This is a genomic window from Paenibacillus marchantiae (assembly GCF_028771845.1).
GTDB lineage: Bacteria > Bacillota > Bacilli > Paenibacillales > Paenibacillaceae > Paenibacillus > Paenibacillus marchantiae.
In genome coordinates this window covers 779,916-794,990 of sequence record NZ_CP118270.1, presented here as the reverse complement: position 1 = coordinate 794,990, position 15,075 = coordinate 779,916, and the positions used below count along the sequence as shown (strand labels likewise).

At 48.1% G+C, this 15,075-nt stretch carries 15 protein-coding genes; 13 read left to right on the top strand and 2 right to left on the bottom strand.

Features of this window, described 5'->3' with window-relative positions; all coding sequences use genetic code 11:
• Positions 1–45: 45 nt before the first annotated feature.
• The 13 genes from PTQ21_RS03620 (at position 46) to PTQ21_RS03560 (ending at position 13,628) form a co-directional block, all read left to right on the top strand.
• Positions 46–1,155 (top strand): hypothetical protein, encoded by a 1,110-nt coding sequence (locus PTQ21_RS03620; RefSeq protein WP_143021539.1) that lies wholly within the window; start codon positions 46–48, stop codon positions 1,153–1,155.
• Positions 1,156–1,284: 129 nt separating this feature from the next.
• Positions 1,285–2,193, top strand: a complete 909-nt coding sequence (locus tag PTQ21_RS03615; RefSeq protein ID WP_274568848.1) for a LysR family transcriptional regulator — start codon at positions 1,285–1,287, stop codon at positions 2,191–2,193.
• Between the two features lie 395 nt (positions 2,194–2,588).
• Positions 2,589–3,761: a M20 family metallopeptidase gene (locus PTQ21_RS03610; protein ID WP_256336452.1), complete on the top strand. Its 1,173-nt coding sequence runs from the start codon at positions 2,589–2,591 to the stop codon at positions 3,759–3,761.
• 4 nt (positions 3,762–3,765) lie between these two features.
• Entirely contained in the window at positions 3,766–5,190 is a 1,425-nt protein-coding gene (locus tag PTQ21_RS03605; protein ID WP_256336451.1) for a YfcC family protein, read from the top strand.
• Positions 5,191–5,441: 251 nt separating this feature from the next.
• Positions 5,442–6,329, top strand: a complete 888-nt coding sequence (trhO, locus tag PTQ21_RS03600; RefSeq protein WP_064641719.1) for an oxygen-dependent tRNA uridine(34) hydroxylase TrhO — start codon at positions 5,442–5,444, stop codon at positions 6,327–6,329.
• A gap of 13 nt (positions 6,330–6,342) precedes the next feature.
• On the top strand, positions 6,343–6,990 hold the full coding sequence (locus PTQ21_RS03595) for a helix-turn-helix transcriptional regulator (RefSeq protein WP_090809140.1): 648 nt from the start codon (positions 6,343–6,345) through the stop codon (positions 6,988–6,990).
• 83 nt (positions 6,991–7,073) lie between these two features.
• Positions 7,074–7,277 (top strand): PD-(D/E)XK nuclease family transposase, encoded by a 204-nt coding sequence (locus PTQ21_RS03590; RefSeq protein ID WP_072733761.1) that lies wholly within the window; start codon positions 7,074–7,076, stop codon positions 7,275–7,277.
• Positions 7,267–7,686 (top strand): PD-(D/E)XK nuclease family transposase, encoded by a 420-nt coding sequence (locus tag PTQ21_RS03585; RefSeq protein WP_256336445.1) that lies wholly within the window; start codon positions 7,267–7,269, stop codon positions 7,684–7,686. The genes PTQ21_RS03590 and PTQ21_RS03585 overlap by 11 nt, the downstream gene beginning before the upstream one ends.
• A 353-nt stretch (positions 7,687–8,039) precedes the next feature.
• A complete protein-coding gene (locus PTQ21_RS03580) occupies positions 8,040–9,089 on the top strand; it encodes an ABC transporter substrate-binding protein (RefSeq protein WP_274568839.1) in 1,050 nt (349 codons plus the stop codon).
• A gap of 150 nt (positions 9,090–9,239) precedes the next feature.
• Positions 9,240–10,100: an ABC transporter permease gene (locus tag PTQ21_RS03575; RefSeq protein ID WP_063567616.1), complete on the top strand. Its 861-nt coding sequence runs from the start codon at positions 9,240–9,242 to the stop codon at positions 10,098–10,100.
• A gap of 2 nt (positions 10,101–10,102) precedes the next feature.
• Positions 10,103–10,897, top strand: coding sequence for an ABC transporter ATP-binding protein (locus tag PTQ21_RS03570; RefSeq protein ID WP_063567603.1), 795 nt, complete (start codon positions 10,103–10,105; stop codon positions 10,895–10,897).
• A gap of 140 nt (positions 10,898–11,037) precedes the next feature.
• Positions 11,038–12,216 carry a winged helix-turn-helix domain-containing protein gene (locus PTQ21_RS03565; RefSeq protein ID WP_274568836.1) on the top strand — a complete coding sequence of 393 codons (1,179 nt, stop codon included), beginning with the start codon at positions 11,038–11,040 and terminating at the stop codon, positions 12,214–12,216.
• Positions 12,217–12,287: 71 nt separating this feature from the next.
• Complete coding sequence (locus PTQ21_RS03560; RefSeq protein WP_274568835.1) at positions 12,288–13,628, top strand: MFS transporter; 1,341 nt, start codon at positions 12,288–12,290, stop codon at positions 13,626–13,628.
• 93 nt (positions 13,629–13,721) lie between these two features.
• Here the strand turns inward: PTQ21_RS03560 and PTQ21_RS03555 are convergent, their stop codons facing one another.
• Together PTQ21_RS03555 and PTQ21_RS03550 are read right to left on the bottom strand one after the other, a co-directional pair.
• Entirely contained in the window at positions 13,722–14,303 is a 582-nt protein-coding gene (locus PTQ21_RS03555) for a hypothetical protein (protein ID WP_274568834.1), read from the bottom strand.
• Positions 14,304–14,331: 28 nt separating this feature from the next.
• The gene (locus PTQ21_RS03550; protein ID WP_072733754.1) at positions 14,332–14,865 is read right to left on the bottom strand and encodes a hypothetical protein; all 534 of its coding nucleotides are present in this window, start codon (positions 14,863–14,865) and stop codon (positions 14,332–14,334) included.
• Positions 14,866–15,075: the final 210 nt, after the last annotated feature.

The following is a 15,075-nucleotide window of genomic DNA, read 5'->3' as shown; positions in this document are numbered from 1 at the left end:
ATGCGATGTGTATGCTTGGTCTATAGAAAGCACTCAGGAGGGACCATGATGAATTGGAAACAGGCGGCTATGGGCACGCTCGGGGCGATTGTCCTATTATCGGCAACAGCATGCGGGGGAACAACGAAACCAGGGGATAATACACAGAACGGGAAATCCGGCACGGATATTACAGTCAAGGACAATACAAATACATCGGTATACCAGAGCTTTAAGCTGGAGAAAATCGATAAACTGTCGAATATGCGCGGGGTAGCGTGGCTAAGCAATGACTGGATTTTGTCGGATAAAGTAAACGAGTCCATGAAGCCTGTCACCGTTGAGGGTGAGAAACGTTACCCGCATAACTTATACATGTACGATCTTACAAAGGGCACAGATACACCCGTGAAGGAAAGTGAAGTGAATCTGGGCTCACCACTCGTGTCCCCGGATAGTCAGTATATTTTCTACAGAGAACCAGAGGAATCGACGGGCAAAGGCTTCATTCTGAACCTGCACAACGGGGAAGTGGTTCCTGCAGGCAATGACGATGGATTTGTCTTTGAAGGAGCATGGCTGGATAAGGAGCATGTTGTTTTTCCAAACATGAATGGGGATATCATATCAGCAAGTGTGGATGGAATAACCAAAGCGCTGGTCAAGACGGGGAACTTCAATGTAAGCAGTGTCAGCGTTTCTGGTAATGTAATTTACTACATCACAGGCACGGACGGACAGTTGAATAGCTACGATACGAAGACCGGTGAAGTGAAGCAGGTGTTGAAAAGTGTAGAGAGGGTAATCCCGTCCAACGATGGATCAAGACTGGCGATTGTGAAAAAAACAGCCGATACCAAACGGGCGCTGGTGCTAACCGATCTGGAAGGGAATGAAAAAGCGACGCTTGCCAGAGGCACACAAATCTTCGGCACGAGCTGGTCTGGTGACGATTCCAAAATCGCCTACACAATCAATTCGGAAAGTGACGATGAAAAAGGGCTGTTCGTCTCTAATACGGAATCGGCGGAGCAGTTCCAGATCTCGGCCGAAATGGATAACGCATCTGATCCACTGAGCTGGAGTCCGGAAGGCAACCGAATTTTGCTGTCACAGGCAGTGCAGGAAAATGAATCATACCACTTTGTCACCTCGGTCATTACGATCTCGCAGTAAATCATCATCGAAGAAGAAGTAAATTAGCAGAGCGGGCCTGACTCATATCGAGTTGGGCTTTTTCTGTACCTTTAACGCTGGTTTTCTGGGTTATACTGAAGAGACGAGAATTAAAGGGGGAACATGATCATGGATGAAAAGGACTGCCGTCTGCTGCTGAGCGTTTCCGAAGAAAGTAGTCTGACCAAGGCTGCGGAGCGCATGTTTATGACCCAGCCGGCTTTGACATACCGTTTGCAGCAATTGGAGAAGGAATTTGGCGTGCCACTTATCGATAAAACGTTAAAAGGCGCCAGATTTACTCCCGAAGGAGAGCATCTCGCGATCTATGCCCGTAAAATGCTCAATGAGCTTAATCAGGTCAAGGAGCAGCTGTCGAACATTCGGAATGAGGTTAAGGGAACGCTGCGTCTTGGGATTGCCAATCATTATTCGTTGTACAAGCTTCCTCCCTTGTTAAAGCAGTTCAAGGAACTGTACCCTGAGGTTCAGTTTGCTGTGACCTGTGCTCTGAGTGTGGAGGTTATGGAACTGTTGATGCGGGATGAAATTCAGGTAGGGGTCATCCGGGGGGAGCATCCATGGTATGAGGGGAAACATCTGCTGCACGATGAACCGGTCTGTATTGTATCCCGTGAACCCATTAATCTGGATGAACTTCCCGAGCTTCCGCAAATTGCATTTCAGGAGCCCTTGACGAAAACGGGTGGAACTCCTGTGAGCCCCTTCCGAGAGGGAGTAGCGGCCTGGTGGTATGAGCGCTATGAATGTTCACCAACCGTAGCGATGCGTGTGGACAGCTATGAGACATGTAAGGAAATGGTGCGTTATGGGCTTGGTTATGCCATTATTCCGGGTATTTTCGTGTCTGATTCGGATGGCCTTCACAAGCAGGAATTGATTCGACAGAATGGACAGGGATTGCGGCGTAATACGTGGTTAGTGTATAAGGAAAGTGTGCTGCAGCAGGCAACGGTGGGTCGCTTTATTGACTTGATGAAAACGGCTGGAACACAGCATGTTGTGGACGGAAACTAGATACAGACATAGCGGAATAGATGCATTTCTTTATGCATAATTATCCGATATTTTATTATCAAATAAGGAATTTTATTGCTATTTGGCAGTGTCATTTTTATAGGGAGTACCCATTCGAAGGATGTACATAAGATTAAAATGTATACCGATGCCGTCTTGGCTAATATGAAAAATAACCAGTAATATACTGACATCTAATGATATCCATATGTTATTGTCTAGCGAGTCCATAAAATTTTTTATGGGCTATTCCTTAATTTTTTTGAATTTACTTCTGGCTTGGTCACACATACAATATATCCAGTCTGATTGTATATTTATTCGATTGAATTGAATATAGAAATGCTGTATTTGGAGAAAGGCGGCAAAACAATATGTATCCTGACCCAGCTCATATGAAGCAAAAAATCAAAGAAACCGTAGATCGGCTGGACCCTGACTTGCGGGAATTATCCCTGCGCATTCACGCTAACCCTGAACTTAGCTTTCAGGAAGTCCAAGCACAACAATGGTTAACCGAACCGCTGGAAGCGGCCGGATTTCAGGTGGAAAAAGGCATTTCAGGCCTCGACACCTCGTTCCGTGCTGTATGGGAAGGCCAGCCAGGCGGACCAACGATTGCACTGCTCGCTGAATATGATGCACTGCCCCGCATCGGACATGCCTGCGGACATAATCTGATCGGAACCTCTGCTGTAGGTGCAGCACTGGCGCTCAAGGAAGCTTGCCCTGATCTTCCGGGACGAATCGTCGTACTTGGCACACCGGCTGAAGAAGAGGGCGGCGGAAAAATCATTATGGTGAACGATGGCGTATTCAATGAGATTGATGCCGTCATGATGTGTCACCCGCAGCAAAAAACGATGGTACTGAGAGGTGCGCTGGCTTGTGTGGACGCAACCTTTACGTTCCATGGCAAACAAGCACATGCTGCCTCATCTCCTGAGAAGGGCATTAGTGCGCTAGATGCCTTGGTCAACGCGTACGCGGGAATAAACTCACTGCGTCCTTATTTGAAGGATGACGTTCGGGTGAACGGGATTATTACCAAGGGTGGAGATGCGCCCAACGTGGTGCCTGAGCTGGCTGAAGCCGTATATATCATTCGGGCGAAGACCGTTGAAGAGCTGAAAGTCGTCATGGACAAAGTATATCGAGTCGTGCGCCATGCTGCGGAAGGCGTCGGGGCTGCGGTAGATATTACCGAAGGCCTGATCTATGCCGAGCGGAATAACAACAAAACTCTGGCGGGTCTGTTTCAGCAGAACCTGGAGGATATGGGCATTGAAGTGCATGATCCACCGCAAACAGGCGGTGTGGGTTCATCGGATATCGGTAACGTAAGCCAAATAACAGCCGCCATCCATCCGTATATTCGGTTAGGTGACGCGACAACACACACTCCTGAATTTGCCCGGCTTGCCGGAGCAGAGGAAGGCATGATTGAACTGAACCGTGCGGCGAAGGCACTTGCACTGACAGCGTTCGATTTGTACGCAGACAAGGCCGCATTGCAGCAGGTACGTGATGAATTTGAAGCGTGGAAACAACAGAAGGACGAGGGATGATGAATTGGAAAACATAACAAAACAACCACAACAACGGCGCAAATGGTTTAAGATGCCTCACACCTTCGTCATCTTGTTTATTCTGGTGCTGGTAGCTACCGTGCTAACCTACATTATTCCTGCAGGGGAATTTGATCGGGTCAAGGATGAAGCAACAGGCAAATCCTTGCTCGTTCCAGGTTCATATCATCATGTAGAGGCCAATCCAACGGGATTATGGGATATTCCCAAGTCCATCGTTCGCGGACTGGTTGACTCCGCGGACGTTGTATTCTTTATTTTCATCATCGGCGGAGCATTTCAGATCATTACGAGTACGGGAACGATTGAGGCCCTTACAGGTAGGGTAGCCCGGTCGTTCGCCAATAAGGGATTATGGGTCATTCCGGTATTCATCACCTTGTTCTCAGTTGGTGGATTCACGATGGGCATGTCCACAGAGGTTATGGTCTTTGTACCGATCGGGATTGCCATTGCGCGTGCGCTGGGGTATGACGCTCTAACGGGTACGGCGATGATCTCGCTAGGGGCCTCCTGTGGTTTTACCGCTGGACTGCTTAATCCGTTCAACGTGGGACTGGCTCAGGCGATTGCAGAAGTCCCGATTTTTTCAGGCATGTGGCTGCGTGCGATCATCCTGGTGTGTCTCATCTCCGTGACAAGTATCTATATTATGCGGTACGCGTCCAGAGTGAAGTCTGATCCAACACGTGGTTTGGTGCATGAGCTGGAACAGGAGCAGGCAGCAGATACACCTGCGGTGGACCTGAAAAAACTGCCAACGATTCGCATCACACATATTCTGACTATCATTACAATTGTAGCTGGCTTTGCCCTGTTAATCTGGGGTGTATCGAAAGAAGGCTGGTGGATGGAAGAACTGGCGGCTCTCTTCCTGAGCATGGGCGTGATCGCGGGTCTTGTCTCCGGGTTCGGTCCTAGTCGAATTGCAAGTGAATTCGTCAAAGGTGCAAGTGGCATCGCTTATGGTGCCTTTATCATCGGTCTGGCAAGAGGTATCATGGTTGTCCTCGATCAGGGTAACGTAATTGACTCCGTAGTATACGGAATGTCTACATTGGTTGGCGAATTGCCGTCTTCCGTGCAGGTATTGGGTATGTATTTCTTCCAAAATATCATGAACGTGTTCATCACCTCGGGTACAGGTATGGCCGTGACAACGATGCCGATTATGGTTCCATTATCGGATCTGCTCGGGGTTACCCGTCAGACTGCTGTACTGGCTTTCCAGTTCGGAGACGGATTCACCAACATGATTCTGCCAACGTCTTCAGCCTTAATGGGTAGTCTCGCGGTATCCGGCATTCCGTATCAGAAATGGGTTAGATTCTTCTGGCCGCTGATGGTCATGTGGATCGCTATGGGTATTGTATTTATGCTGATCGCCAATGCCATTCAGTATTCTTAATCGTTCAATTAAGATAAGTAGCGAAAAATGTATTCCATAACTTACATTCCTTTCTATACATTTATATTGACTAAGCTATTCCGCTTCCGATAAACTAGAATGCAGGAATAAAAGTCGAATGTTCAAAGCAGCAGTTCGAGACATTGTTTCGGACGGCTGTTTCTTTTCTTTTTCATAAGCAAGGTTGCAACGTTGTAGTCTTGTCGGATGATCCGGCCAATAACAACATGGAATAGGAACAGGTGATACACATGTGTAACAGCGCGTACCGCGTGCTTTTATATTATAAGTTCGTGAAGATTGAAGACCCTGAAACGTTTACCCAAGAGCATCTGCAATACTGTAAGGACCTGGGTGTAAAAGGACGTATTCTGATTGCCTCGGAAGGCATTAACGGTACCGTATCCGGTACACCAGAGCAAACCGAGCAGTACATGAAGGATATGCATGCCAACCCGCTGTTCAGCGATATGGTATTCAAGATTGATGATGTCGAAGAGCATGCGTTCAAAAAAATATTTGTTCGTCACAAAGCTGAGCTGGTTACGTTCCGTGTGGACGAAGACTTGGACCCGAACGAAATTAGCGGTAAACGGTTGTCCCCGAAAGAATTTTACGAGCATCTTCAACAGGAGGATGTCATTGTAATTGATGGCCGCAATGACTACGAGTACGAGATTGGTCATTTTCGAGGTGCAATTCGTCCGGACGTAGAGTCGTTCCGCGAGTTTCCGGAATGGATTCGGGATAACCTGGGCGACATGAAGGACAAAAAGATCATTACTTACTGTACTGGCGGTATCCGTTGTGAAAAGCTGACCGGGTTCATGATTAAGGAGGGTTTCCAGGACGTGGCTCAACTTGATGGCGGAATCGTGACCTATGGTAAGGATGATGAGGTACAAGGTCGTTTGTTTGATGGGAAATGTTATGTTTTTGACGAGCGTATTTCCGTGCCGATTAACCGGACGGATGAAGATATCGTGATTGCCAGCTGTTATCACTGTGGAACGACGCATGACCGTTATATTAACTGTCCAACCTGCAACCTGCAGCATGTAAGCTGTGAGGATTGCGAAGAGACGCATAACCGCTTTTGCTCGGATGCCTGCCGGGAGGCAGCACCGGTAACCGCATAAGCAGGGAGAGCAGGTGCTGATCGTGAAGCGCGAAGAGGAACGAACGACGCGTGAACGGATTTTGTTCATGCTGAAGCAGCAAGGCACAATGACCGCAAGGGAAATGACAGCTGAGCTTGGTCTGACCGGCATGGCGATTCGCCGTCACCTCACGGCACTGGAGCAGGAGGGATGGATTGAAGTTCGGGAAGCCAGAGCTACAGCTGGACGTCCCTCCGCCGTATACCATCTGACGGTACGCGGGGATAGCTTTTTCCCAAAATCATATTCATCACTGACCCTGGAACTGCTGGAGGAACTGTCGGATTCAGCGGGCAGCGGTGTCGTGGATGCATTGTTCGAGAGCCGCCGGGACAAGCTGCTTCGCAGCGGACAGCCACAGATGCAAGGTCAGGATCTGGCCGGACGTGTCGAGGAACTCGCGCGCATTCAGAATGCAAACGGATATATGGCCGATGCCTCCAAGGAAGAGGATGGCACCTATGTGCTTACCGAGCTGAACTGCCCTATTGTGCAGGTAGCGAGTGTCTATAAACAGGCTTGCCGCTGTGAACTGGAACTGTTCCGTTCATTGCTGCAGGCTGATGTGGAGCGCACCGAATGTTATGCGGATGGCGGCAAAAAATGCACGTACCAGATTCGCGAAGCGGCTGGGAATTAGCATGTATAGAGATTGTTTCGATCACTCGGAACAGTCTCTTTTTTGTTTGGAAAATGACGTAAAAACGTTATATTAAGTATTAGATGCGTGTTATTATTAAATTTACATCCAGCTCAAAAAAATGCGTAGCGATTAACATTGTTAATTTCAATATGCTCGCTAATGATCATTATCACAACGTATTTCATTTAAGAGAAGATCATACAGATATATCCCTGACAGATGATATAGAGATTCATTTTAGGCGAAATTTCGAAGTTAAAAGACAACAACATTATGATGAATGATGGATTAGTGCGATGGCTATTATTTTTAAAGGGGATAACCAAGTCTAGCTGGGAGGAGTTATTGATGCACGAACCGGAACCGGCGTTGAAAAAAGCCATGAGTGTATTGGAGTTTCTGAGCCAGGATGAGCAAGCACGTCAACAATATATCGACCGTCAGAAATTTCTATGGGATGAAGTTTCCATGATTGAGGGCGCACGAGAAGAAGGTCTCAAGAAAGGCTTGGAGGAAGGCATCCAAAAAGGAATCGAAGAAGGCATCAAAGAAGGCATCAAAGAAGGAGAAGCAGAGAGTAAACGTAAAATCGCAATCAATATGCTCGCTTTGGGGCTTGATCAAGATACCATTATCAAAGCTACCGGGCTAACATTATCTGAACTAGAAGAATTGAAAAAAGAAAAAGAATGATGTGTATTTTCTCTTCAACCAGTTGTATATCCTTTCTTAGCAGAGGCCTTATTGCAAAATTGCAGAGGCCTTTTTTTGTTTTATGTAATGTTTTCTCTCACGTATCTGCAATGAATGCAAATTGGAAGCGGTTCAACCATTGACGGGAAACAGGTCGCACCTTAATATTAGGGAAACAATAAAATACCAACACGAGTCATGGACTTCAGTCGCATGAGAAAAGTCTATATTTGTCTGCTTTTGTCAGTCAAAGCAACAATGCGTTGAAGCGTTCGTTTTGTCCCGCCCTATCGTGTCACTTGGATAACGATGAGGGCATCAACATTTTAGAAGATGGAGAGGGGTTCTCACACATGAAAAAGAAATGGTTAATGTCTCTGATGATGGTTGGATCAATGATCGTAGCGGCTGGTTGCGGAAATAACAGCGGCGGTAGCACAACGACCGAGGGATCGGGCAGCACAACAGGTGAAGGTACGGCAGAAAAATCGTATCGCATCGCGATCTCGCAAATCGTCGAGCATCCATCGCTGGATGCCACACGTGAAGGATTCATTGCAGCGCTGAAGGATGCTGGTCTTGAAGAGAACAAGAACTTGACGATTGACTATAATAACGCGCAAGGCGATTCAACGAACAACCTGTCCATTGCCCAGAAGATTGCCGGCGATTCCAAGAATGACCTGGTTCTAGGGATAGCAACGCCATCCGCACTGGCCCTGGCTCAACAAGTGAAGGACAAGCCATTGCTGTTCGCGGCAGTGACGGACCCGCTGGGTGCCAAACTGGTGAGTGACATGGACAAGCCAGGTGGTAACGTAACAGGTGCATCGGATACGAACCCGGAGGCGATCGTGCAATTGTCTGATTTTATCGCCAAATATTTACCGGATGTGAAGACGGTAGGTCTGGTTATTAACGAGGGCGAACCGAATGCGGTGGTGATGGCGAACAATGCGGAAAAAGCGCTGGCAACACATAATATCAAGCTGGTCAAAGCACCAGTTACGAACACATCCGAAGTAAAACAGGCAACCGATTCTCTGGTTGGCAAAGTGGATGCCTTCTATATCACGCTGGATAACTCGGTAGTTAGCGCAGTGGATACAATCATCCAGACCGCGAACAAAAATAAAATTCCGTTCTTCTCCAGTGACCGGGATACCGTGGAAAAAGGGGCTTTCGCAACCGTTGGCTTCAAATACTACGATCACGGATACCAAGTGGGTGAAATGGCTGCGGACATTTTGAAAAATGGTACGAAACCGGGCGACATGAAAGTCACCGTGCCGGACAAGCTGGATCTGATTCTGAACCTGAATGCTGCTGAAGCTCAAGGCATCACTGTTACCGATGAGATGAAGGCAGAAGTGAAGGACCAGGATAACAACATTATTCAATAATCTGACCGGAGATCCTCCGGCAGTACGGATGCGAGGCGGACGTGCAGGCGGGTTCGCCTCATTCTTTTCGATAGACAGGGAGGAAGCAATGTGAATTTGACTTGGGGTTCAATTGAAGGGGCAATCGAGCTTGGATTGTTGTATGCACTGATGGCATTGGGTGTATATATTACATTCCGCATACTGGACTTCCCCGATCTCACCGTAGACGGAAGTTTTACAACTGGAGGCGCAATCGCGGCGGTCATGATATCCAACGACTTCTCTCCTTGGCTCGCTTGCTTGGCAGCAATGGCTGGAGGAATGGTAGCTGGCGCCTGTACAGGTCTGCTGCACACCAAAGGCAAAATTAACGGGCTGTTATCCGGTATTCTGATGATGATTGCTCTGTATTCAATTAATATGCGTATTCTCGGCGCACCGAACAAATCCATTATGGGCATGGATAACCCCTTCTCGGGTGAGCATGTCATGGTTATCATTATCGTAGTTGTGCTGGTATTCAAAATTATGCTGGATCTGTTTATGAAAACAGATATCGGACTGGCACTGCGCGCCACAGGTGACAACAAACGCATGATTCGCAGCTTCGGCGCGAATACGGATGTGACCACCATTGTTGGTGTCAGTCTGTCCAACGGACTTGTTGCGCTGTCTGGAGCATTTATTGCACAGCAATCCGGTTTTGCAGATATTACGATGGGAATTGGGATGATCGTTATCGGACTGGCCTCCGTTATTATCGGGGAAGCCATTCTGGGTGCAAGAACCGTATTCTGGGCCACACTTGCGGCCGTTGTCGGTTCAATTATTTACCGGATTGTGGTCGCGATCGCACTCCAGGTAGAATGGTTCGACACATCCGATCTGAAGCTGATCACCGCGGTGATCGTTATTATCGCACTTGTTTTCCCAACCATGCAGCGCTCCATGAAGCAGAAAAGCCTGGCTCGCAAACGAACCGAAGAGCTTATGGGCTCGTCGAGCCAACAGGCGAAGGGAGGCATGTGATTATGCTTGAGATTACACAAGTGACCAAACTGTTTAATCCGGGAACGACCGACGAGAAGACCGCACTGGTTGGTGTAAATCTGACCATGAATCCGGGAGACTTCGTGACCGTGATTGGCAGTAATGGCGCGGGAAAATCAACGTTGATGAACATTATCTCAGGCGTCATGAAGCCAGATATGGGCGATGTGCTGATCAATGATCGTTCCATCAAAAGCCTGCCTGAGCATAAACGCAGCAGTTGGATTGGCCGTGTGTTTCAGGACCCGATGGCGGGTACAGCACCGCATATGTCCATTGAGGAGAATATGGCGATGGCGTACAAACGTGGCAAGGGCCGTGGACTGGGCTTTGGAGTGACCCGTGCAAGACGGGAGATTTTCAACGCCCAGTTGGAGAAACTCGGCATTGGACTCGACAAACGCCCCAATGCCAAAGTGGGCCTTCTGTCTGGCGGTGAACGCCAGGCGCTCAGCCTGCTCATGGCAACATTCACCCAGCCACAAATTTTGCTGCTGGACGAGCATACGGCTGCGCTTGATCCTTCTCGTGCGGAGCTGATCACAGAGCTGACAGAGACGCTTGTACGTGAGATGAGACTTACAACGTTGATGGTCACACACAATATGGAGCAGGCCATACGTTTGGGCAATCGTCTAATTATGATGGACAAAGGCCGAATTATTTTGGACGTTAGTGAAGAGCGTAAGCGCACGCTGACCGTACCTGAGTTATTGGGCGAGTTTGAACGTATCAGCGGTAAAAAAATGGCCGACGATCGCGTGGTGCTGGGTTAAATCCAGGGAGCACCTTGCGATTACCGAAGAGAGCCAGTACATCTCATTACAAAAACCTTTTGCGTTCTCGCAAAGGGTTTTTGTGGTATGTTGAACAGAATAAGGATCACAAGTAGTAAGCATACATAGGAGGGCCAAGCATGTTGTTACAATTCGATGAAGGAACATACACGGTAATCCAGCGTACCGATTCCATCCGCCTGCTGGCGAAGGAATTTGCACTGCTGTATTTTTTGTATGAGAACAAGGAAAAAGCCTTTACTCGCAGCCAACTGCTGGATCGGGTATGGCCCTTGGAATATCCGGTTGAACGCACCGTGGACGACCATGTGTATCGACTGCGCAAGAAACTGAAACGTTGGGAAGAAATTGCACTGGAGACCGTGCGTGGTTATGGTTACCGACTTATCATCCGATCGAATATGGCGATATTGCCCTCTAACCCTTCCGCCCAAGATCAGGAGATGCGAGAAGTGATTCATGGATTGTTCCGCAAATATCATCTGTATGGGCAGGGGAAGTCGATGCTCACGCTGCTGGATCAGCAAGAAGCGCTGGGCATTGAGATTGATCCATTTTATCAGCTGTATATCCACTTTATTCAGGGAGATCTGGAATGGTTGATTACAACGACGGAAATTCCCTTCGAGGAACGTTTGTATTGGCTGCTAATTTTTACACATACTCTGATTGAACCATCGGAGAGTTTGCCATTGTACGAAAAGGCTCTGAATTCATCCGCACTGTCTGCCGATCAGCTTCGTGAACTTCGTATTCTGAACATTGTTGAAGTCTACGCAGAGGTGGGCCAGTATGAACGAGCCAAGGCTCGACTCATTGAAACGTATCACGTGATGGAGAAAGATGAACTGGTTCATTTCAGACTTCCGGTAAAGCTCTCAGCGTTGTATGTGGAACTGTGGGGTGGCAGCGGCGAAGCGGTAGAGGATCAGATGTCTGCTCTGCGTTCCGGGTTGAAAGATGCGCCATACTTGCGGGAAATCGGACGCTTTCAAGTTATGGAAGGCCTATGGTTGCTTAGACAAGGGAGAATCCGAGAGGCAGAGCCTAGAATGGACGATGGTCTGGACGTATTGAAAATGACATTGAACGCACCGCTATATCTCAATTCGGCTTACCAAATATTGTTGTTCATGGCACACCACCGGATAGAGGGGCGTCTTCGCACTAAATACCGTCAAATTTATGCGGATATCTCCAAAAGTTACGGCGTGCCTGTTTATGGACAACAAATTGTGGATGAAATCCGCACATTTTTATCCCCGTTTGCTCCATCATCTGATCTTCCTCTGATATAACACCCTTATGATTACAGCCAAGGAACATATAAGCCAGCAACAAGGCTGTAATCAGGGGAGGAAGTATACGTATGACCGTCATTTCAAATGAACCCAATCCATCATCCATTTCGTCCAATGGTTCATCCAAAAGCCTATGGACCAACTTCCGCTTCATGCGGATGTTTATTGCTTATTCACTCGCAACCTTTGGAGATTGGTTTGACGCGCTCGCCATCCAGGTAATGGTCGCTTATCGTTGGGGTGCTGATCCTCTGATCATAGCCCTTATTCCGGTATGTATGGCTGTTCCGGGGATCGTACTTGGCTCGGTGGCAGGTGCACTGGCTGATCGTTTGCATAAGGTGAAAATCATGATGATATGTGATGTGATCACCGTCTTATTAACGATTGCAATTCTGTTCGCGCCAAGTGCGGCTTGGCTGCTGCCGCTTCTTGCTTTACGAGCGATGATGGGGGTATTCCATGTACCTGCGCAGCAGGCACTTACGCGTCAAGTGGTAGCAGAGGAGCATCTGTTTCAGGCATCATCACTGAACGGTTTTGTGAACCAATGCTCCAAAGTAGCGGGACCGCTGCTGGGTGCAGTCATTGTGGCCGTCTTTTCACCGCAAGTCTGTATTTTAATCAATGCTTGTACACGTTTGTTGTCCGGAGTCGTGTTATGGCCTTTACGGCGTCTTACAGAGGATCCAGAACCTTCTGCATCGGATGGAGGTCCTTTGGAAACGGGGGAGACCGCGGAATCTCTATACATTCAATGGCAGAAGGGTTGGCGTTTTATCCAGAGCAGCCGCATCCTTCTGAGTACGATTCTGTTTGGTTGCTTTGGATTAATGGCGATCCTCATGATCGATTACCAGTTTACGACGCTGTTTCGGGAGATCAAGCCGGGCAACGAAGCTCTGATCGGCTGGCTGGGATCATCGGCTGGGGCAGGTGCGGTTGTGATTATTCTACTGTTGAATCGACTTCCGCGAATTGGGTATGGCTGGGGGCTGGGTGGAGGATATTTGCTGATTGGTGCCGGAATTGGTGCGCTTGGTTGGATCAGTTCCCAAACGTCCGAGTTCTGGATCATCATCTGGGGCTTATGCATCGGAGTGGGCAATGGACTGTTCATGGTGACGTTGAATTACTTGCTGCAAAAAGAAACTCCGCCTGCCTATGTAGGCCGTGTATTCGGTATTCAAAACTCGCTTTCCAGTGTCGTGCTGGTCATTGCTCCACTCGCTGGAGGTGCCTTGATTCGGAGTGTAGGACCGAGTCCCACATTTCAATATATTGGCATGGCGACACTGGCTATTGGTTTCGCAGGCATGATGCTGCAACGAATCTTATGGAAGGGGCAACAGCCACTTCCGGCAGAGTCGACTGGAGAACTTGGGCAGAAGACAGTCAGACAGCCATAACTGCCATCGTTACGATAAAAAGAAAATGAACGATGAACAGCCGCTACGGTTACTTATCCGTAAGCGGCTATTTCCATCTAATAGGGTAGTGCATCATGCCTCCCACCAAGAGAAATAGGAGGTGGAGGCCATCAGCCCACCAACAGACAGGGATCCGCTCACCGACAGGTTAATGGACTGACCAGGAGGAACCACGTAACGTCCTAACTCATTGGATAGAAAGGGACCTACCTGCAAGGGCATAGCCAATAAGTTTGTGGTACCCGTGGGAGCGGCAGCGGAGAATCGCACCGTTGCAATGCTCGTGTTACTGCTTGATAAATTATTGTTTACCGGTGAGAGTGTGCTCGGTGATGTCAATGTTCCATTTGCAGACAGAGTCATGGTACCACTGAAGGAAGAAAGCAAGTTGAGCGCGACCGTGATTCCTCCAGATAGCCGCGATATATATACATTTTTACCGCTCCCGACTGGGTTGGTCAGTTGGACAGTAGCAATAACACTGCCCCCCAGCAATCCTAGTGTTGTGGAGTTGGTTGAGCCTGCATTGTACAGATTGCCAGTACTACCTGCATTATTCTCAGGTGGAGCCACAATGCCGGGAGAGGTAAACGTATTCGTAATGGATGTATAAACGGGACGGTTTAGCGGGTTGAACACGTGATCATTCGGCATTGTGCACACTCCTTTTTTAAATGATATGTCAGAATTCCCACCAGGAAAGATTAATGGAGGCGGTTTGGGAGCCTGTTCCCGCACTGATGGATAGTGTCTGTCCTGGAGGGACGATGATAGAACCGTTCAGGTTTAACATATACATGCCCGCTGTAAGAGGAATGCTTAACAAGCTTGTTAATGTTCCCGTTAATGTGCCGGTATTTTGCCTTGTTGTCATTACACTCGTATTGGTATTGCCCAACAATGTATTGACTGGCACAGGTGTGGTACCACCTGTAATGGTTCCGCCGGAATAGACAATGAGTGTAGCAGCTGCGGTTGTGCCTCCGCTGATCCTAGAGACGTACAAGGTACGCCCACTGCCCACTGCATTAACGACCTGCAGCAACAGATTTAGTCCAGCACCTACACTGACATTATTGGTAGTCAGTGCAAAAGAACTGCCTGCGGCTGCCGCCCCGCCCTCTGGAGTGGACTCAATGCCAGGGGCAGAGAATGTATTAGTCAGTTGAGTATATAAGGGACCGTTAGATTGATTGAATACATTGGAATTGGTCATATAATCCACCTCCAATCTGCCTGAATAAGATAACCAAAGTGAATTTTTTGGAATGTGCTGCTTCTATAAAATTTTGAAATAGAGACGTGAAGAGGTTGTACTTGCAGTGTATGTGGGAAAAAGGGGAAGGGTTTGGGATACAAACAGTAAATCCTCAAATAACGGCGTATGCCGTGCCCGTATTTTACATGCAGGCATACGATGCGTAAG